Source organism: Streptomyces sp. NPDC002825 (genome assembly GCF_040295385.1).
Lineage (GTDB): Bacteria > Actinomycetota > Actinomycetes > Streptomycetales > Streptomycetaceae > Streptomyces.
Genome location: NZ_JBEOVH010000011.1, coordinates 43023 through 61666, shown reverse-complemented (window position 1 = coordinate 61666; position 18644 = coordinate 43023). Strand labels below are relative to the sequence as shown.

Below are 18644 nucleotides of genomic sequence, written 5' to 3'. Positions count from 1 at the left end.
AACCAGAACTCATCTCCCCGGCATCCGGAGTGCGTCCTCCTCGGATCTCTCCTCAACGGCAGGAGGCAGACGTCCCGTCGACCGGATCGTGGTGAATGCGGTCCGCAGGCAGACTCATGGCCCTCAGCCTCGGCACCGTGGCGGCGACCACGGCGGGCGGGCCGCTCACATAGGCCACATGCTCGGACCAGTCGCCGTGCCGGGCCACCGTGTCGGCCATCGAGCCGGCTTCACCGTGCATCGGGACGGCACGCAGCCAGGGGTGGCGCGTCTCCAGCTCGGCGAGGGCGGTCGTGTCGTACAGGTCGTCCCGTGTGCGGGCACCGAGGAACAGGTGCACGCTGCGGCCGCACGGGCGGCGCATGGCCAACTCGTCGAGCAGTGCCTTGGCTGTGGCCCATCCGGTCCCGACCGCCACGATCAGTACGTCGCGTGCCACGCCGTCGTCCAGCGTCATGGATCCCTGCGCCGGTCCCAGGCGCAGCTGGTCGCCCACACGTGTGCGCGCCACCAGCGCGTCGCTCACCCCGCCCGGTCCGGTACGACGTACGTGGAACTCCAGCTCCCCGTCCGTCCGGGGCGCGCGGGCGACCGTGTACGGCCGCCAGGTGTGCGGCAGCAGCGGAGACTCGATCCTGGTGTACTGCCCGGCACGGTACGGAAACGGTTCTGCGGTGCGGACTCGGAGGACGGCGACACCGGGCCCGCACACCCGGTGCCCCGTCACCGTCGCGTTCCAGTAGGCTGGCTCGGCCAATGCCTCACGCGCGCCGTCGACCATGGACGTGACGGCGAACCTCACCATCCGCACCCACGCCTGCTCCAGTTCCTCGACCCAGCGCTCGCCCGCACTGCGGCGCAGGGCCGCGACGAGCGCGGACTCGAACACCTCGAAATGCACGGGCCGCACCCCCAGCTTTCGGTGATCGCGGCCCAAACGGGCGCAGAAGTCGGCCACCTCTTCCGGCCGGTCCAGGTGCTCGATGAGGTACCAGAAGGCCCGTTCCAGATGAGCCTGCTGGAAGTCCATCGAGTCGGGGAACAGCCCGCGCAGATACGGATGCTGCTCGAACATCGCCTGATAGATGTGGGTGATGAGGTCGCTGAACGGCGTCACCAGCGCCAGATGGCGGTTGATCGTCTCCTGGTCGTCGGTCCCGTACCAGGCGCGCCCCGACTCCGCCGGCCTGACGGCCCCGGCCGGGGCGAGCAGCTGCCGGCGCAGCCGCATCGCGTCGTGGCGCGCGAGGAGCGCGTGGTACTCGTCGTACGTGTCGCTTGTGGTGGTGCTCACCTGCTGGCCCAATTCCTAGCGTGTGTCCCGCGTCTCCGCCCCCGTCCCCGGCGGACGGCAGCGAGGCTTCGTCAATGCCGTCTCGGGGCGATGACACACCGGGGGCGGGACACTCCGCCGAACAGACCCGGTGGCAGCGGCAGCACCGTGGCCGCGGCCGGAAGACACGTCAGTCTCGCACCGCTGTCTCCCTGCCGTCCGGCCTCATCGGGCAGGGTCTTTCGGCCCCTTCCCTTCCTCCTCCCGTTCCGCCCGGCGCACCACACGGTCGGGCGCGACCGGCGCGACCGGCACGGCCTTCGAGGTGGGCGAGGTGATCACTCACGCCCCCTGCCCCGCCGCACCGCGCTCGCCGCGACGAGCGCCAGGACGGCGAGGGTGGCGAGGATCGTGGGCACCGCCACGGTCACTGCGCCGCCCGCTCCGCGGTTCCGGCCCCAGGTCGACAGCAGCAACGCGATGACCACCGAGGCGGCCAGCCCCGCGCCGATTCTGCGGGCGAAGGCATGCTGGGGCGGCGGGGGTGTCTTCCGCAGCGGGGTGGAGTCCAGGGCCACCCAGCACGCCGCGTCCTCCCGCTCCTCGCGGTTGCGCCGAACCGCCGCGCCCGCGCGCGTCGTTGCGCTCGCGACGGCACCGGCCACCGCCGCCGCCAGGAGGAACGGGCCCGGAGCATCCGCGAGGAGCAGCAGAGCGGTCACGCCGGCGGTGGCCCAGCCGGTGACGCACGCCGTCGCGGCCAGGCGCCGGGAGGCGGGTCGGTCCGCACCCGCGCGCAGGTCGACGAGGGCGGGGACGTACCAGACACACCCGGAGGCGGTCACGGCACCGACGCCCAGGGCCAGGACGGCCGCGGTCACCGGTGCTCCGCCGTCTCGTCGGACCGGTTCTCCAGCCGGTCGAGGGCCGCGAGCTCGGGGTGGTGCAGGTCGAAGGCGGGGGATTCGGAGCGGATCTTCGGCAGGGTGAGGAAGTTGTGCCGGGGCGGCGGGCAGGAGGTCGCCCATTCCAGGGAACGCCCGTACCCCCAGGGGTCGTCGGACTCGACCCTCTTCCCGTAACGGCCGGTCTTCCAGACGTTGTAGAAGAACGGCAGGAAGGAGAGACCGAGGAGGAACGAGCCGATGGTGGAGACGGTGTTGAGGGCGGTGAAGCCGTCGGCGTCCAGGTAGTCGGCGTAGCGGCGGGGCATTCCTTCGGCGCCGAGCCAGTGCTGGACGAGGAAGGTGGCGTGGAAGCCGACCGTGAGGGTCCAGAACGTGATCTTGCCGAGCCGTTCGTCGAGCATCTTGCCGGTGAACTTGGGCCACCAGAAGTGGAAGCCGGCGAACATCGCGTACACCACGGTGCCGAACAGCGTGTAGTGGAAGTGCGCGACGACGAAGTACGAGTCGGAGACGTGGAAGTCCATCGGGGGCGAGGCCAGGATGACGCCGGTCAGTCCGCCGAAGGTGAAGGTCATGAGGAAGCCGGTGGCCCAGAGCATCGGGGTCTCGAAGGACAGCGAGCCCTTCCACATCGTTCCGATCCAGTTGAAGAACTTCACGCCGGTCGGTACGGCGATGAGGAACGTCATGAAGGAGAAGAACGGGAGGAGCACGCCACCGGTGACGTACATGTGGTGCGCCCACACGGTCACGGACAGGCCGGCGATCGCGATCGTCGCGGCCACCAGACCGATGTAGCCGAACATCGGCTTGCGGCTGAAGACCGGAACGACCTCGGAGATGATGCCGAAGAACGGCAGAGCCAGGATGTACACCTCGGGATGGCCGAAGAACCAGAAGAGGTGCTGCCAGAGCAACGCGCCGCCGTTGCCCGGGTCGAAGACGTGCGAGCCGAACTTCCGGTCGCATTCGAGGGCGAAGAGCGCGGCGGCGAGGACCGGGAAGACCATCAGCACGAGAAGGGACGTGAGCAGCACGTTCCAGGTGAAGATGGGCATCCGGAACATCGTCATGCCCGGGGCGCGCATGCAGATGATCGTGGTGATGAAGTTGACCGCGCCCGCGATCGATCCGAAGCCCGAGAGCGCGACGCCCATGATCCACAGGTCGGCGCCGAGGCCGGGCGAGTGGATGGCGTCGGAGAGCGGCGCGTAGAGGAACCAGCCGAAGTCCGCCGCCCCGCCGGGCGTCAGGAAGCCGCCGGCGGCGATCAGCGAGCCGAAGAGGTACAGCCAGTACGCCAGCATGTTCAGCCGGGGGAAGGCGACGTCCGGCGCACCGATCTGCAAGGGCATGATCCAGTTCGCGAAGCCGGTGAAGAGCGGCATGGCGAAGAGCAGCAGCATGATCGAGCCGTGCATGGTGAACGCCTGGTTGAACTGCTCGTTCGACATGATCTGCGTGCCGGGGCGGGCCAGCTCCGCGCGCATCATCAGGGCCATGACACCCCCGATGACGAAGAAGAAGAGCGCGGAACAGAGATAGAGCGTGCCGATCTGCTTGTGGTCGGTGGTCGTCAGCCACCCCACCCACGAGGGCCGGGCCGGCCGTGCGGCGCCCTCCTCGGCCGCTCGCGGGAGTCGCGGCTCCCTTGCCTTCACCTGAATACTGCGTGCCTCGTCCACCGGACGACGACCTCCACTTCCGCGTTCTGTTGCCAGGGGCCGGGAAGCGGTCGCGTACGGGGGATTGCCGCGGCGCTTCCCGGCCGCCGACCCATGCTCGTGGCCGCGTCCCGGGATCCGGCAGGGCCGAGCGGTACCCGACGGCGGGGCGGCGGGAGGGCCGTTCGACCCCTGCCGTTCGCGGTGACCGTGCACCACGTACCCTGCGGACGTGTTCGACACCGCACCCCACCCCGCCTGGCCGCGACTCGACGTCCCCGACCGGATGCACGGCCTGCTCGCGGCGGTCATGGACCTCGGCCGCGACCTCGAACTCCCGCAGGTGCTGCGGAGCATCGTGGAGGCGGCCGTCAGCCTCACCGACGCCGAGTACGGAGCCCTCGGCGTGATCGACAACCGGCAGAAGTTCTCCCAGTTCCTGCCCGTGGGCATGGCCGACGGCCTGGTGACGCGGATCGGTCCGGCGCGGTGCGGTCACGGCATCCTCGGCGAGCTCATCCGCAATCCCTCGGCCGGCTTCCCAGCAGCTTCGGCTTCCCGCCGGACCATCCGCCGATGCGCACCTTCCTCGGAGCGCCGATCCGGGTACGGGACGAGGTGTTCGGCAACATCTACCTGACCGAGAAGCGGGGCGGCGGCACCTTCGAGGCGGACGACGAGGCGGTCCTCACGACGCTGTCGATGGCGGCGGGTGTCGCGGTCGACAACGCCCGGCCCTACCACGACAGTCGGCGTCGCGAGCACCGCCTGGAGGCGCTCGGCGAAATCACCCGCACGCTGCTCGCGGGCACCGACACCGACGAGGTCCTGCGTCTGATCGCCCGGTGGGCCATGGAGGTGGCCGATGCCGACCTCGCCGCCGTCCTCCTCCCCTCGGCTCCGGCGACCTGACCGTACGGGTCGCGCACGGCGACGCCGCCGAACTCGTCCGGGGAGCGCGGCGGATGCCGGCGTCCGGCTCGCTCGCCGGCCTCGCGGCGCGCACCCGCGGGCCCGTGGTCACGACCGACGTGTACCGATCCCCGGGCCCTGCCCATCGGCGGTACGGCCGGAGAGGAGCACGGCCCCGTGGTGGCCGTGCCGCTGCCCGTCGACGCCGCTGTGTGCGGCGCTCTGCGGCTGAGCCGTAGGGCAGGACGGCCGGGCTTCGACACCACGGAGACCCTGCTGATCAGTGGTTTCGCCGATCAGGCGGCCATCGCCCTCGAACGCGCCCGGCGGCGGGCCGAGTCCGAGGAGCTGGCGGTGCTCCAGGACCGCGACCGCATCGCCCGCGACCTGCACGACGTCGCGATCCAGCGACTGTTCGCCACGGGCATGACGCTGCAGGGCGCGACCCGGACGATCGGGGACGCCGGGGCCGCCGAGCGGGTCACCCGTGCGGTGGACGATCTCGACGCCACCATCCAGATCATCCGCTCGACGATCCTCCAGCTGCGCACGACCGCCGACGACCTGGGCGGTCCCGCGCTGCGCCGGCGGCTGGCCGAGACGGCCCAACTGGCCGCCCAGCAGTTGGGGTTCACACCCTCGTTGCGCATCACGGGGCCGGTCGACAGCGCCGTTCCGGAGCAGCTGGCCGAGCATGTGCTGGCCGTGGCGGCGGAGGCGCTGAGCGATGCCGCGCGGCACGCACGGGCCAGCCGCGCGGATGTCGTGCTCGCCGTCCCGGACACGGCCGACCAGCTCGTCCTCACCGTCACGGACGACGGTGCGGGCCTGGGGGACGCCCGGCCGACGAGCGGGCTGCTCAACATGGGCTCGCGAGCGGAACAGTGCCGGGGCACCCTCCGCCTGGAGTCACCCGTGGAGGGCGGCACGAGGGTCACCTGGAGCGCACCGCTCCCCGCCGGCTGACCGGTCCGCGGATGCAGGCACGGGGCGCCGGACGTCCCGGTACGCGGACGCGGGGGGGGCACACCTCCGCGTACGCAGACGCGGGGAGCCGCACCTCCACGTACACAGGCGCGGGAAGCCGCACATCCGGGTACGCGGACGCGGGAAGCGCACCTCCACGCACGCAGACGCGGGGAGCCGCACCTCCACGCACGCAGACGCGGGAAGCATACCTCCACGCACGCAGACGCGGGAAGCCGCACCTCCACGCACGCAGACGCGGGAAGCCGCACCTTCACGTACGCAGACGCGGGAAGCCGCACACACGGGGAACGGCTCCCGCCCGCGGCCTCCGCCTCATGGTCGGGTGCCCTGCGGCTCCCGGAGCCGTTCGGCGATCAGCGCCGCCTGGACGCGCCGCCCCACACCCAGCTTCCCCAGGATCGACGAAACGCGGTTCTTCACCGTCTTCTCGGCCAGGAACAGCCGATCGGCGATCTGCCGGTTCGTCAGCCCCAGGCCGATCAGGTCCAGGATCTCCAGCTCACGGGGCGAGAGGCGGTCGAGCTCTCCGGGCGCGACGGCCTTGGGCTCGGGATCGGGTACGGAGCCCCGTATCCGGGCCATCACCCGGCCCGTCATCCGGGGGTCGAGCAGCGACTTGCCCGTCGCCACCGTACGGATGGCGGCGACCAGGTCCGACCCCCCGATCTGCTTGAGGACGTAACCCGCCGCACCGGCCATGATGGCATCGAACAAGGCCTCGTCGTCGTCGAACGAGGTCAGCATCAGGCAGGCGAGGTCCGGGAGCTCCGCGCGAAGCTCGCGGCACACCTCGACGCCCTCGTGATCGCCGCCGGTCGCTCCGCCGAGGCGCACGTCGAGCACGGCGACGTCCGGCCGCGCGGCAGGCACCCGAGCGAGCGCCTCACGGGCGTTCGCGGCCTCGCCCACCACGACGATGCCCGGCTCGGCTTCGAGCAGATCCCGTACGCCCCGCCGGACCACCTCGTGGTCGTCGAGCAGAAAGACCCGCACGGGCGCGGTGGATGACGAGGCGGGGTGGCGGGCGGTCAGCATGCCTTCCTCGCACAGGATCCGCACGCTTCGCCGATCCCGCAGGAGGTCACGGCCGCGCCCGCCGCACTCGTCCGCGCCACCACACGGGTCCCCCGCGCGCAGTACCAGGCCGCGTTGGAGCAGAACCCCGCCGCGAGCACCCAGACGGCTCCGGCCCAGGAACCCCGGGAGAAGGACACGACGGCCGCGGCCGTACAGAGCAGAAAGAGCACGAGGGCCGCGAGAGCGACTTGACGGGAAGGACGGGGTTTCACGGAGAACTCCTGATCAAGCGGCAACAGCCGCGATGTGAGCGGTGGACCACCCGCTGCTGCGGTGCCGGGCCAAGCACGGGACGAGCGCCAGTATCGCAACGCCTCCATCGGACCGAACGGCCCTGGTCCGATAGGGCCGAACAGCCCTATCGGACTGTCGGCCCGCCGTGATCGACTCACCCCCGCGGCCCGGTGCGCCGGCCTCGACACGGTCCGGCCGTCCCCCGGACCCACGGCCCGCGCGCCCGGGCCGCGCCATGGCGTGCGTACGGACGTCACAGGCTCTGCCATGCCGACCAGAAGCGGGTCGTGATCAGCAGGAGGATGCTCGCGCACCAGACGGCCGGTACGACCCAGTGGAACTCCGCCACGGCGGCGACCAGCGGCCTGGGCGCGCGCAGAATCCGGTGCCGCAGGTTGTGCACCGTGGTGTACCAGAACATGACGACGGTCGCCGCCCAGGCGAGACAGCACCACAGGCACAGGGCACCGATCTCGTACAGTGCCTGGCTCATCAGCCACATGCAGAAGCCCACACCGAACAGCATCCCGGCGTTGAGGCCGAGCCAGAACCAGCGGTGGTGGCGGGCCCCGGCGAGAGCGCCCGCGCCGATCGCGACGACGACGCCGTACGTGACGAGACCGAGCATCGGGTTCGGGAAGCCGAACACCGACGCCTGCTCGCTGCGCATCACGTTCGTGCAGGACAGGACGGGGTTGATCGTGCAGGACGGCACGAACGCCGGGTCCTCCAGGAGGAGGAACTTGTCGAGCGTGATCACCCACGAGGCGAGGAGGCCCAACCCACCGGTGACGATCAGGAGCCACGCGAAGGCGCGGGAAGCTCCGATCGTACGATCGGCCGGAGTGGTCGCGCGGATGGCGGCGGAACTACGAAGAGCGTTGGTCATCTCGGCTTTTCCTGGGAACGAACGGGGAAGGGAACAGAGCCGTGGGCCGGCGCGGGCTCGTCGCGTCGCGTATCGGCTCACGGACCGCCGCGACCGGCCACACCACATCCACCGGCACGCCTCGGGCACGTGCGTACGCCACCAGGTGTGCGGTGGCGTCCCTCCCGTCGGTAGGGGAACCGTCCCAGACCGCGAGGAGCCGGGAGCACTGGCTGATGAGCGCCTCGTCCGCGCTCACGCAGGCGTCGCGGGAGCCGGGGTCGTAGGCGAGGAGCCGCACCTCCTGGGCCAGGGCGATCACCTCCCGGGCCGGTTCCCGGTCGGTCGGCGGCAGCGCTGCGGGCACCGCTCCCTGCGCGGGCAGGAGGACGACGAGCCGCCGGCCCGACGCGTGCACCGCCCGGCCGAAGGCCGCGGACAGCGCCGTACCACCGCGGACCAGACCGACTGCCGGGTCCCCGAGGCGCTCCAACCGCACAAGGAACTCACGCTCGACCGCTCTCCGCGTGTCCGGTGCCAGGTCGGCGTGTCCCACCGCCGTGATCATCGTTCCCCTCACCTTTCTGCCCTGGGGCGCTACGTCGACGTGCTCCGCACGGGACCGGCTCGGGCGCCGGCGCAACCGACATGAGCCCGAACCGGCGCCCGCAGCACAGTGAACAGACATGGCCCGGCGCGCCGACAGGGGCCGAACGGCCCCTCCGCGGTGCGAGGCGGCTCGCCTTCACACGCAACCGGCAACCGGAACCCCGTAATCCGCCCCCTCCCCCGCATCGTCGACGCGGACGACGTCGTCATCCACGCCCCGTCGGCATCCGGGCGCTCCGGGACTCCCGTGCCTCGGAGCGCTCCGGATGCGGGGCGACCGCGTCACGTGCTCCGGATGCCGGAGAGAAGACGGACGCACCGCGTCCGCCCGGTCGGCCCCACGGCTCTGCGGGGGGGGCAGCGCCTTACACCGCGCCCAGCAGTTCGTCTGCGGCACGCTGCCCGCTCGCCACGCAGTGGGCGATGCCGACACCGTCGTAGGCCGCTCCGCACACACGTATCGCCGGCAGCTTCGCGACCGCTTCCCTGATCCGCTCGATCCGTGCCGTGTGCCCGACCAAGTACTGAGGCAGCCCGTCGTGCCAACGGCTGACCTTCGCCGCGACGGGCGCGGCGGTGAGTCCCAGGATCTCGCCCAGGTCGCGGCGCGCGACCTCGATGAGTTCCGCGTCGTCCAGGTACAAGGCCTGTTCGTCCCCGTGCCGTCCGATCGATGCCCGCAGGACGAAGAGACCGGTGGCGTTCTCCCTCAGCCAACGCCACTTGTGCGTCAGCAGGGTGGCTGCCTTGATCGTGCGCCCCTCCACCGGTGGCACGAGGAATCCGCTGCCGCCGGGCAGGACGGGCAGGTCCGCCCGGCGGAAGGCCAGCGTCACCAGCGCGGGCGAGGCGTACTCGATGCCCGACAGTTCGGCCGCCGCCGTCGGGCTCTCGGCCTCGAGGAGTCTCGCGGCATTCCACGCCGGCGCGGCGACGACCACGGCGTCCGCGGCAAGGAAGCGATCGGCCGTACGGATCTGCCAGCCGTCCTCGGTACGGGTCAGCGCGAGGACCGGGGAGTCGATAAGGATCTCCCCGCCCCGGGCTCGTACGGCGTCGGCGACGGCACCCGGCAGCCGGCCGACACCGCCCGTGATCCCCATGAACACCGGGCCTGCGGGCGCGTCCGGCGCGGGCGTGCGGTGCAGGGAGGCGACGGCGTCGAGCAGTGAGCCGTGCTGCCGGGCCGCCTCGTAGAGGGCGGGAAGCGTCGCGCGCATCGAGATGCGGTAGGCGTCCCCCGCGTACACGCCGTCGAGCAGGGGCTCCAGGAGCCGGTCGACGACCTCCTTGCCGTACCGTTCGGCCACGTACGCGCCGATCGCGACGTCCTCCCCGACGGGGGTACGCGGCAGGGCGCGGTCCTGCTTCATGCGCGCGACGCCCTCCGGGGAGACCAGGCCCTCCAGTGCCGCCCAGTCCCCCGGCACCCCGAGGACGTGGCCACGGGGCATGACGCGCAGCGCGCCGCGGCTCCACACGGAGGCCGAGGTCGTCACGGCCGGCTCCAGGCATTCCCCGAGTCCTACGGCCCGGGCCAGCTCGACCGCCTCGGGTCGCAGCGCGAACAGGGCCTCCGCGCCCAGGTCGACGGGCACGCCCGCGATCTCCCCGGCCCACAGCTTGCCGCCCAGCCGCCCGGAGGCCTCGAGGAGCGTCACGCGGGCGCCCGATTCGACGAGCCGGTGGGCGGCCGCGAGACCGGAGACACCTCCTCCCACCACGACGACGTGTCCCGGTGTGGCCTGACCACGCATGTGCGTTCCTTTCGCGCGAGAACTGCTCGGCGGACCTCCGGCCGGGTCCCGGAGCGTCGGTGGGCCGGAGGTCCATGAGCAGTGAACGGGAGCGCTCCGCACCGGCAAAAGGGGCCGAACGGCCCCATCGGAACATCACCGCGGGCCCGTAACTTACGGACCCGTAGGTACGACAGCTCCCGTGAAAGGCCCGCTCGCCGTGACCATGCCGTCTCCCCGCACGTCCGATTCCAGGTCGGACATCCGCATCCTGCACGCGCTCGAGGAAGTCGTGGAGCACGAACTCGACCGCCACTTGCGCGTCTTCAAGGAGTGGATGCCCCACGAGTACGTTCCCTGGTCCAGCGGGCGGGACTTCGACGGGCCTCTGAAAGGTGAGCCCTGGGCTCCGGAGCAGTCTCCCCTGTCCGACGTGGGCCGGGTGTCGATGGTGGTGAACCTCCTGACCGAGGACAACCTGCCCAGCTACCACCACGAGATCGCCACCCTGTTCGGGCGTGACGGAGCGTGGGGCACGTGGGTGCACCGCTGGACGGCGGAGGAAGCCCGGCACTCGATCGTGATGCGGGACTACCTCCTCGCCTCGCGTGCGGTGGATCCCGCGGCGCTGGAGCGCGCCCGGATGACCCACATGTCCACGGGCTTCGAGTCGGACAACCGCCACTCGCCCCTGCACACGGTGGCCTATGTCGCCTTCCAGGAACTTGCCACCCGGATCTCGCACCGCAACACCGGTCACAACTCGGGGGACCCCGTGTGCGACCGGCTGCTCGCGAGGGTCGCCCTCGACGAGAACCTGCACATGATCTTCTACCGCAACCTCCTCAAGGCGGCCCTGGAGATCGCCCCCGACGACGCCATGCGCGCCGTCGCCGACGTGGTCTCGGGCTTCCGGATGCCGGGCCACGGGCTGCCAGGTTTCGAGCGGGCCGCGGCCCGCATCGCCCTCGGAGGTGTGTACGACCTGCGCATCCACCACGACGACGTCCTGCAACCCGTACTGCGTCACCTCAAGGTCATGGACCTCTCCGGACTCGGCCCGGAGGGTCTCAAGGCCCAGCAGGAACTGGGCGAGTTCCTCACGTCGTTGGACACCCAGGCCACCCGTTTCGAGGAGCGCAGGGCCGCGCTCCTGGCGCGACGGGACGCCGCCCGGGGCTGCAACGGCTGACGGCCCGCCACGCGAAGCCCGGCGCGGGCCGCGTTCACGCCGCCGACCGGCTGGACGGCCGGCCTGAGGGACGGCCGGGCCCGGGCGGGCCGTGCCGGGGATCGCCCGCCAACCCCGCCCGTACGGTCGGCGGAAGGCCCGCCGGGCGCTGGGGGCGCCGTCCGGCGGCTTTCCGGTGGGCGGGGCGCGTGCCTTGACGATGTCGGCGATCCCACCGGGCACCTCCGTCACCGGCTTCCGCGTACTGGACGCCCGGTCGGGCAGGCACAGGGGCCGAACGACCCTTTCGTGACGCCCCGCCCAGGCGTCTACTGAAACTCCTCCGCCTCCCGCTCAACAGGACACTCCCGATGAACGACACTCCGGCCCACCGGGCATGCGCGGCGTCCGCCGCCCCGCGCCGCACCGTGCAACTCGATCCCGACGAGGCCCTGCGCCTGCTGGGCAGTGTCCCCATGGGCCGGATCGTCTTCACCCGACAGGCGCTGCCGGCCATCCGCCCGGTGAACCACATCCTCGACGAGGGCCAGATCGTCATCCGCATCCACGAAGGCGCCGCGCTGACACTGAGCACCCGCGAGGCCGACAGCCCCGGCGTCGTCGTCGCGTACGAGGCCGACGCCATCGACACCGCCGCCCGCCTCGGCTGGAGTGCCGTCGTCACCGGATACTGCCGCCTGGTGACGGACCCGGCGGACATCGCCCGCTACCAAGCACTGCTCCACCCGTGGTCGGACCAGCACATGGACCAGGTCGTACGCATCCACCCCGACCTGGTCACGGGCATCCGTCTCCTCGACCCGAACAACCCCCACTGAAGGGGCCCCAAGACGGGACGAAGCCCCGTTGACCGGCGCAGGACGGGCAGCAAAGACCGGTGTCCCACTCGCTGCCACGCCGACCGGCGGGAACCGCAACGACACCACCCAGCTCATCCCGCTCCTGGAAGCGGTGCCGCCTGTGCGGGGCCAGCGCGGCTGTCCGCGGCGGCGCCCCGATGTCGTCCTCGCCGACGGCGGGTACGACCCACGACGAGAGTCACCACCTGATCTGGGAGCTGTGACTGAAACCGCTGGTCGCGCCACCCGGTCCCTCGTCCTCTCGCAGTAGCCAATCCCGGACCGAAGGAGCTTCGTCAAGAAGCCGTCTGACCTGCATCCCCTCTTCGCGTGAGGTCACCTTCGGCAGCGGGGTGAAGTCGTCGGGAATCGCGTCCAGCAAGCTCACCACACGGTCTCCCGTACGAAGAGTGATCAGTAGTTCCCACCGCACGTGACAGGGGACGTCCGGGCGGTGGGACAGGGTGTGCCACAGGGCCGGCCAGAGGTAGTGGTTGCCGTCGGGGGCGGCATTCGCCCGCAGCCACTCCGGGTCCAACCGCCGGCTCAGGCCGAGGTCACCCGCGCGCTCCCCAAGCCGGAACAACGAGGCCGAATCGATGACCTTCACCTCGTGCGGCAGTGACTGTTCGACGTCCATCGCCCCCATGCTGCCCGACAGAACTGGCATGGACGATTCGAATCGGGGTCTGGCGCAAGTCGTGTGAGGTCGTCACCGAGCGTCGCGAGACCACGGGGGTTTGCCACTGGGGCGTCACGGGAGGCAGCGGCTACGCCTAGGGAATTGCGCCGCGCCGAGCTCCGGAAGCGGTTCTTCCTGGGCACCCGAAGATGTGTCTGACCAACTCGTTAAGCTCAGCACCGTGTCTGCCGATCACCACCACACGTGCGCGTGCTGCGCAGAAGACCAGGACGGGCCGCCGCTGTCTTATGGGGCTCCGGCTCCGGTGGGCTGGAAACCCCGGTACTCACGGCGCCGGGACAGCGAGCTGACCGCCGACCAGTGCATCATCAAAGGACGGCACTTCTTCGTCCACGGCCTGATCGAGATACCTCTGCGCGACAGTGGCGACACGTTCTCCTGGGGTGTCTGGGTCTCCTTGAGCGAGGGGAACTTCGCCCGGACGCACGACCTGTGGGACGACCCGGCACGCGAGCAGGAACCCCCGTACTTTGGCTGGCTCTCCACCGAGTTGCCGGTCTATCAGCAGTCCACCCTCCTGCTCAAGACCCACGTCCACACCCGCTCCGTCGGTCAGCGTCCACTGATCGAACTGGAACCAACCGATCACCCCCTCGCGATCGAGCAGCGCGAAGGCATCACGACCGGCCGCGTCAGGGAACTCGCAGACTTGCTCCTCCGAGTCTGACCGCCCCCAATCGCTGCGATGGTGGTACCGAGGAACGCATAGCCGCGTCTGCTGCAACGGGCGGCAACGGCCCAGGCGCGAACCCAAGCACCGCCCTGCCCCGCGTGCTGATCAGCGGAGACTGCATGATGGGGTTTATGAAGCCTCTCACCGCGGCGGGGCTGCGCATCGTGGAGGAGTGGACCGCGCCCGACGGGCTCGTTCCGCCCACCGTCATCGGCCAGGCGCCGAGCGTCCCGTTCGAGGACGGGCGCGTCGAGGTCTCGAGGGACTTCCTCGATCCGCTCCTCCAGGAGAAGGCGAACGCCGACTGGTACCGGCTGGCGGTCGAAGGAGGACTCTTCTCCGAGACCGACCGCAGGTTCCTGATCGCCCTCAGCCCCGGCCGGGACCGCCTCTCGCGATGGCACTGCGTCGAGCTGCAGAGCGAGTGGGACATCATGGGCAAGGGCGCTGACGGGCTGCTCGGCAGCGCCCCTACCGGCCCGAGTTCAGCATGCTGTCGCTCGACGGGAACGTGCTGTGCTTCGCCACGACGTGGGAGCACGCGATCAGCACCTCGGTGCTGAAGGCGCCGCACCGTTCGCAGGTCCTCCGCCACTGGGCGGAGGGGCTGACGGACGGCTCCATGGATGACATGGGCGATCCGAACGACCTGCCGCTGAGCGTGGCGGCACGCCGCTGGCTCGACCACCACCAGGAATTTGTCCGACTGATCCCGTTCGGAGCCAGATAGCAAGGGCTGCCGCTATGGCGGTGCCGAGGAAGACGTAGCCGCGCTTGTCGTAGCGAGTGGCGACCGCCCGGAACTGCTTCAGGCGGTTGATCGCCCTGCTCTGCCTCGCCCGGCGCCGGGCGGATGTGCTCTTCACGATGCTCCGGGACGGCACCTTCTACGAACCGCAGCCTGTTCGGGCGGTCGCTCCGCAGACCTAGACCATGGTCAGGAGGTGATCCGTGGGGCCGTAGTCGATCTTCCAGTCGGCATAGACCCCCACGGCGCCGTCCTTCTGGCACCGCAGCCCAATCGTCACCCAGCGGACCAACCCGTCGCCGGCGAGCGAGAACGCGACTGCCGCCTCGAACTCCTCGCTCCCGCACGGGCAGCCAGCCTCGCCAGGATCCGCGTCCTCCCAGAACTCCTCGCTATCCGCGATGAGCGCGGGGCCGCCGCAACCAGTGCACTCCCGCTGGGCTCCGCCCTCGACATCGTCAACGAGCACGAAGAACACTCGCCCGCCGCACCCGGCACAGACAGAAGGAACGATCTTCACCGGACGGTCGTCGGCAGCGTTCCGGAGAAACGCCGCGAGGTCCGCAGAGACTCCCTCGCCAACCTGATCATCAGCATGCACAGGCACATCGTTCCAGACGTCCGAACCAGCACCCATCCACCTTGACCAAAGAGATTGGGGCCCCCGCGGCAACAGGGTCTCTCTTCGCTCCCACGCCGCATCCGTCAACTCACCTCGACCTGCCACAAGATCAATGGTCAGAGTGCTCGTGCTCGGAATACCGCGCGGGGTCCGTCACGAAACGGCTCAGCCGGTAGGTGGTCGGCAGACCCAGGCGCCCGCACAGCGTGTCGATCCGGATCATCGACCCGTCGACTCCTGCCTCCCGCAGACGGCCCAACCGCGTACGCATCTCCGCCTGGTCCCGAGTCTCAACGACCACTTCCCACTGTCCTGTGTCCGGCGCGGTGCGAGCAGCAAGCCGCTGCCGCGCGTCCTCTTGCCGCCGCCTTCTTTTCCCCTGTCCTGGCACCTGCCCAGAATCACCGGCCGGCGTCAGGGCGGCAAGGCAATTGGACCGAGCACGTACCTCCCCGCTCGGTGATCATTCGTCAGACAGGACCTAGAGCGTGTCTCTTTGATCGGTTGGTCTGTTGATCGGATGTGTCCGTCCGATTAGTGATCAGTGATGCGATGTGGGACCGGATCGAGCCGCTGATGCCGGCCGATCCGGTCCGCGGTCGGCGGTGGGCCGATCACCGCCGCACCCTGGAAGCCATCGCGTGGAAGTACCGAACCTGCTCGCCCTGGCGAGACCTGCCCGACGAGCTCGGCTCGTTCCAGACCGCCCACAAACGGCTGATCAGGTGGGCCGTGGACGGCACCTGGGAACGCATCCTTGCCGCATTCCTGGCAGCGGCCGAGGGTGCTGACGACATCGGGTGGACCGTGTCGGTGGACTCCACCGTCTGCCGGGCTCACCAGCACGCCGCCGGAGCCAGGAAAAAGGGGCTCCAGGTCGGGCCGAACCCGACGACCATGCGCTTGGACGCTCCCGCGGCGGCCTGAGCACGAAGGTCCACCTTGCCAGCGACAGCCATGCACGACCTCTGGTCCTTCGCGTCACCGCAGGCCAGGCTGGCGACGCCCCAGCCTTCGAGACCGTCATGGCCGGCATCCGTGTTCCACGAAGCGGGCCGGGAAGACCGAGGACCCGACCTGATGCCGTCCTGGCGGACCGCGCGTACTCATCCCGCGCGGATCCGAAATCACCTCCGCCGACGTGGAATCCGCGCTGTCATCCCCCAGCCGTCCGACCAGATCGGCCACCGTCTGCGGCGAGGCCGCGCCGGCGGTCGCCCACCGGCTTTCGACGCCGAGGCGTATCGGCAACGCAACGCGGTCGAGCGATGCATCAACCGGCTGAAGCAGTGGCGCGGCCTGGCCATGCGAACGGACAAGCTCGCCATCGCCTACCAGGCCGCACTCCACCTCGCCTCCATCCTCATCTGGGCACGGCGGTGACGTCGAAGCGACGGCTTTTCAGTCGTAGAAGAAGAGCTCAAGGTCCTCGACGGATCCCGGCCCGGTGAGGAAGCCCTCAGCCTTCGCGATCTCGTCTTCGGGTGGCAGCTCACCCGTCAGGAGCTGCCGCATCCAGATTTCTCCTTGCTCGCCGACCGCGTAGATGCCAGACAGCAGCTCGGCCATGCCAGCAGGGTTTGGCGGGACGCGTCCGGTAACGGGTTGGAGCACCCATCCGCCTGATCGGGCCGCGAGCCGCAGTACCCCGGCCCAGTTCGCGATCCTCCCGATGCGTACGTGCCACGAGTCCTCGGTGAACGGGGCCATCCGTCCGCCATGGAGAGGGTTTGTGGCGGCGCCGATGTCCTTGATGACCTGCCGTTCCACGGCGTCACGGACCCAGCGCCCCTCCTGCGCTTCTTCAATGGCGGCCTCCCACCACTTCCACCCGCCGTCGAGTCGGTCCGCGAATGTATCCATGCGGACAGGCTTCCACGCGCGATACCGGGCCGGTCGCGCAGTCGCCGAATGCCACGGCGATCGGCGGCTCGGGTATCGCCTGGACGGTGCGTCTCGGCGGGCACGCCACGCTGCGGGTCACGACACCGGTCACCAGAGCCGCGTCCGCGTGACGCGGGAGCCGCCGCGATCTCGATCTCGCCACCCTCGCACGACCCGCGTCCCCGCACCGCGCCTGGCGGAACCGCCCGGGCCGCGGGCCTGTACGAAGGGGGCGGCCGCCCCTGCCACGCAGAGCGCTGTCCATGTGCGGCAGGGGCGGCCGCCGGTCTCGTCGCCGCCGTCAGGCCGGCGGCGCCGCTTCCGGCGCGGCGGCGCGAAGGTCGGCAAGCAGCTCGGCCTGGCCGGCGAGCACGCCGGAGAGAATCGATCTCGCCACCGCCAGCAGCTCGGCGACCTGAGGATCGGTCAGCGAGTAGTACACCGTCGAACCTTCGCGACGCGCGACGACCAGGTTCGACCGACGCAGTACCGCGAGCTGCTGTGACAGATGTGCGGGCTCGACCCCGACCTCGGAAAGCATCTCGGAGACTCCGTGTTCGCGCTGACTCAGCAGCTCCAGGACCCGGATGCGCACGGGGTGGCCGAGCGTCTTGAAGAACTCCGCCTTCAATTGGTACAGCGGCGCGCTCACCTGCCCCACCGCCGATCCGCACGGGCGCCCGTCGCCTCGCCGTGAGACCGCCACCGTGCCCGTCGCATCCATTCAGAAGTCTTCGCCATGGGGACCATCCTCGCGGCTCCATGCCGGCTCAATGGTGTCGGCAGTTGCCAAGGTTGGCAATGCACAAGGAGTGGGAGGGAGGTCTGGGACCTTCGAAGGCGAGAAGGCGGTGCTCGACACCGCGGCCGGGAGCTGTCGGCGGGAACGCACACTCGCGGACAGCCGCAAGGCTGGAGACAGCTCCTGCGCCCCACCACCTGCCGCACAGGCGGGGGCGGGACCCAGGACTATCGGTCGCCCGGCGAGGTCAGCCCTGGGGCGCGTGCGCGGTCGTCCGCCCGCCGGGCCACTCGTCGCTGCACCACTCCCGTCGCTGCCCGGTGACGCCCCGATGGGCGGCCAGGGCTGCGGGCAAGTCGCAGTGGACCGTGATCTGGGGATGGTCGCCACGGGGCACGAGCGATCCGTCGGCGGGGATCGCGGCGAGTTCGAGAGTCCGTCCACTGGCCCCGAGCCGGCGAGCGGCCTCGACAACCGCCAGCTGCCCACCGGCCGACCAGCCTCGCAAGGCGGTGAGGTCGAGGATCACGGGGCCGTCCCCCCGTGCGACGACCCAGCCCACAGCGCCGTCGAACCGGGCGACGGCGTCCGCCCCGAGGTGTCCGGCCAGGGAGAGCACGCTCAGGCCGGGCTGGGTGGTGTAGCGCCATTCGATGGTCATAGTCGTCGCCTTCGTCTTCACAGGGGGAGGATGATCAATACGCTCTTGCCGCCGCCGTCGGCGTCACGGCGCACGACACAGGTGCCGTCCGCCTCGACCATCACCTCGGCGATGGAAGCCGGCCCGCCCGTCCCGCCGGCGGCGGCGAGGATGCCGGGGACGGCGGTCGTGGCCGGAGAAGGCGAGCGTGTACTCGCCGGCGGCCACCGTGACGGTGAGGCCCGGTGAGGCGACTGCCGCGTGCCGGACGCTGCCGCTCACCGGAGAGCTCGGGATGAGCAGGGCCGGACCCTTCGCGTGGTGCGAGGT

General features: G+C 70.5%; 17 protein-coding genes and 4 pseudogenes. 8 read left to right on the top strand and 13 right to left on the bottom strand.

Annotation, left to right across the window (positions count from 1 at the left end):
* Positions 1–52 precede the first annotated feature (52 nt).
* The 3 genes from ABT041_RS16665 to ctaD form a co-directional block, all read right to left on the bottom strand.
* Positions 53–1294 (bottom strand): globin domain-containing protein, encoded by a 1242-nt coding sequence (locus ABT041_RS16665; protein WP_351184605.1) that lies wholly within the window; start codon positions 1292–1294, stop codon positions 53–55.
* Between the two features lie 317 nt (positions 1295–1611).
* Positions 1612–2154 carry a hypothetical protein gene (locus tag ABT041_RS16660; RefSeq protein ID WP_351184603.1) on the bottom strand — a complete coding sequence of 181 codons (543 nt, stop codon included), beginning with the start codon at positions 2152–2154 and terminating at the stop codon, positions 1612–1614.
* Positions 2151–3866 carry an aa3-type cytochrome oxidase subunit I gene (gene ctaD, locus ABT041_RS16655; RefSeq protein WP_502976501.1) on the bottom strand — a complete coding sequence of 572 codons (1716 nt, stop codon included), beginning with the start codon at positions 3864–3866 and terminating at the stop codon, positions 2151–2153. The genes ABT041_RS16660 and ctaD overlap by 4 nt, the downstream gene beginning before the upstream one ends.
* Before the next feature lie 265 nt (positions 3867–4131).
* On the opposite strand from ctaD, the pseudogene ABT041_RS16650 reads away from it, so the two are divergent.
* Positions 4132–5723, top strand: a pseudogene (locus tag ABT041_RS16650) (sensor histidine kinase).
* Between the two features lie 336 nt (positions 5724–6059).
* Here ABT041_RS16650 and ABT041_RS16645 read toward each other — a convergent pair.
* From ABT041_RS16645 to hemG, 4 genes are all read right to left on the bottom strand, one after another.
* Entirely contained in the window at positions 6060–6782 is a 723-nt protein-coding gene (locus ABT041_RS16645; protein ID WP_351184601.1) for a response regulator, read from the bottom strand.
* A gap of 529 nt (positions 6783–7311) precedes the next feature.
* Positions 7312–7947, bottom strand: a complete 636-nt coding sequence (locus ABT041_RS16640) for a vitamin K epoxide reductase family protein (protein WP_351184599.1) — start codon at positions 7945–7947, stop codon at positions 7312–7314.
* Positions 7928–8494 (bottom strand): hypothetical protein, encoded by a 567-nt coding sequence (locus ABT041_RS16635; RefSeq protein WP_351184597.1) that lies wholly within the window; start codon positions 8492–8494, stop codon positions 7928–7930. The genes ABT041_RS16640 and ABT041_RS16635 overlap by 20 nt, the downstream gene beginning before the upstream one ends.
* Positions 8495–8900: 406 nt before the next feature.
* Positions 8901–10292: a protoporphyrinogen oxidase gene (gene hemG, locus ABT041_RS16630; RefSeq protein ID WP_351184595.1), complete on the bottom strand. Its 1392-nt coding sequence runs from the start codon at positions 10290–10292 to the stop codon at positions 8901–8903.
* Positions 10293–10497: 205 nt separating this feature from the next.
* On the opposite strand from hemG, the gene ABT041_RS16625 reads away from it, so the two are divergent.
* The 3 genes and pseudogenes from ABT041_RS16625 to ABT041_RS16615 all read left to right on the top strand — a co-directional run.
* A complete protein-coding gene (locus tag ABT041_RS16625; protein WP_351184818.1) occupies positions 10498–11463 on the top strand; it encodes an acyl-ACP desaturase in 966 nt (321 codons plus the stop codon).
* A gap of 350 nt (positions 11464–11813) precedes the next feature.
* Positions 11814–12281, top strand: a complete 468-nt coding sequence (locus tag ABT041_RS16620; RefSeq protein ID WP_351184593.1) for a pyridoxamine 5'-phosphate oxidase family protein — start codon at positions 11814–11816, stop codon at positions 12279–12281.
* Positions 12282–12489 (top strand): annotated as a pseudogene (locus ABT041_RS16615) (transposase); the annotation flags it as partial.
* A 12-nt stretch (positions 12490–12501) separates the two neighbouring features.
* Here the strand turns inward: ABT041_RS16615 and ABT041_RS16610 are convergent.
* A complete protein-coding gene (locus ABT041_RS16610; RefSeq protein WP_351184591.1) occupies positions 12502–12942 on the bottom strand; it encodes a hypothetical protein in 441 nt (146 codons plus the stop codon).
* A 223-nt stretch (positions 12943–13165) separates the two neighbouring features.
* Between ABT041_RS16610 and ABT041_RS16605 the strand changes: the two genes are divergently transcribed.
* The 3 genes from ABT041_RS16605 to ABT041_RS16595 all read left to right on the top strand — a co-directional run bounded on the left by ABT041_RS16605 (position 13166) and on the right by ABT041_RS16595 (position 14408).
* Entirely contained in the window at positions 13166–13672 is a 507-nt protein-coding gene (locus tag ABT041_RS16605; RefSeq protein WP_351184589.1) for a DUF2199 domain-containing protein, read from the top strand.
* 137 nt (positions 13673–13809) lie between these two features.
* Complete coding sequence (locus tag ABT041_RS16600) at positions 13810–14241, top strand: hypothetical protein (protein WP_351184587.1); 432 nt, start codon at positions 13810–13812, stop codon at positions 14239–14241.
* Positions 14169–14408, top strand: a complete 240-nt coding sequence (locus ABT041_RS16595; protein WP_351184828.1) for a hypothetical protein — start codon at positions 14169–14171, stop codon at positions 14406–14408. Before ABT041_RS16600 ends, ABT041_RS16595 begins: the two co-directional genes overlap by 73 nt.
* Here the strand turns inward: ABT041_RS16595 and ABT041_RS16590 are convergent.
* Together ABT041_RS16590 and ABT041_RS16585 are read right to left on the bottom strand one after the other, a co-directional pair.
* A pseudogene (locus ABT041_RS16590) lies at positions 14395–14526 on the bottom strand (IS5/IS1182 family transposase); the annotation flags it as partial. The gene ABT041_RS16595 and the pseudogene ABT041_RS16590 overlap by 14 nt on opposite strands.
* Positions 14527–14604: 78 nt before the next feature.
* Positions 14605–15027 carry a hypothetical protein gene (locus ABT041_RS16585; RefSeq protein ID WP_351184585.1) on the bottom strand — a complete coding sequence of 141 codons (423 nt, stop codon included), beginning with the start codon at positions 15025–15027 and terminating at the stop codon, positions 14605–14607.
* Positions 15028–15570: 543 nt separating this feature from the next.
* On the opposite strand from ABT041_RS16585, the pseudogene ABT041_RS16580 reads away from it, so the two are divergent.
* Positions 15571–16431 (top strand): annotated as a pseudogene (locus ABT041_RS16580) (IS5 family transposase).
* Positions 16432–16449: 18 nt separating this feature from the next.
* Here the strand turns inward: ABT041_RS16580 and ABT041_RS16575 are convergent.
* From ABT041_RS16575 to ABT041_RS16565, 3 genes are all read right to left on the bottom strand, one after another.
* Positions 16450–16911, bottom strand: a complete 462-nt coding sequence (locus tag ABT041_RS16575) for a hypothetical protein (RefSeq protein WP_351184583.1) — start codon at positions 16909–16911, stop codon at positions 16450–16452.
* 322 nt (positions 16912–17233) lie between these two features.
* Positions 17234–17584, bottom strand: coding sequence for an ArsR/SmtB family transcription factor (locus tag ABT041_RS16570; protein WP_351184581.1), 351 nt, complete (start codon positions 17582–17584; stop codon positions 17234–17236).
* A 337-nt stretch (positions 17585–17921) separates the two neighbouring features.
* A complete protein-coding gene (locus ABT041_RS16565; protein ID WP_351184579.1) occupies positions 17922–18335 on the bottom strand; it encodes an STAS domain-containing protein in 414 nt (137 codons plus the stop codon).
* Positions 18336–18644: the final 309 nt, after the last annotated feature.

Excerpts from the sequence above, each read along its gene's own strand:
- ABT041_RS16610 (WP_351184591.1), bottom strand. The coding sequence starts at position 12,942 with ATGGACGTCGAACAGTCACTGCCGCACGAGGTGAAGGTCATCGATTCG.
- hemG (WP_351184595.1), bottom strand. The coding sequence starts at position 10,292 with ATGCGTGGTCAGGCCACACCGGGACACGTCGTCGTGGTGGGAGGAGGT.
- ABT041_RS16575 (WP_351184583.1), bottom strand. The coding sequence starts at position 16,911 with ATGGATACATTCGCGGACCGACTCGACGGCGGGTGGAAGTGGTGGGAG.
- ABT041_RS16565 (WP_351184579.1), bottom strand. The coding sequence starts at position 18,335 with ATGACCATCGAATGGCGCTACACCACCCAGCCCGGCCTGAGCGTGCTC.
- ABT041_RS16625 (WP_351184818.1), top strand. The coding sequence starts at position 10,498 with ATGCCGTCTCCCCGCACGTCCGATTCCAGGTCGGACATCCGCATCCTG.
- ABT041_RS16600 (WP_351184587.1), top strand. The coding sequence starts at position 13,810 with ATGAAGCCTCTCACCGCGGCGGGGCTGCGCATCGTGGAGGAGTGGACC.
- ABT041_RS16595 (WP_351184828.1), top strand. The coding sequence starts at position 14,169 with ATGCTGTCGCTCGACGGGAACGTGCTGTGCTTCGCCACGACGTGGGAG.
- ABT041_RS16645 (WP_351184601.1), bottom strand. The coding sequence starts at position 6,782 with ATGCTGACCGCCCGCCACCCCGCCTCGTCATCCACCGCGCCCGTGCGG.
- ABT041_RS16635 (WP_351184597.1), bottom strand. The coding sequence starts at position 8,494 with ATGATCACGGCGGTGGGACACGCCGACCTGGCACCGGACACGCGGAGA.
- ABT041_RS16640 (WP_351184599.1), bottom strand. The coding sequence starts at position 7,947 with ATGACCAACGCTCTTCGTAGTTCCGCCGCCATCCGCGCGACCACTCCG.
- ABT041_RS16620 (WP_351184593.1), top strand. The coding sequence starts at position 11,814 with ATGAACGACACTCCGGCCCACCGGGCATGCGCGGCGTCCGCCGCCCCG.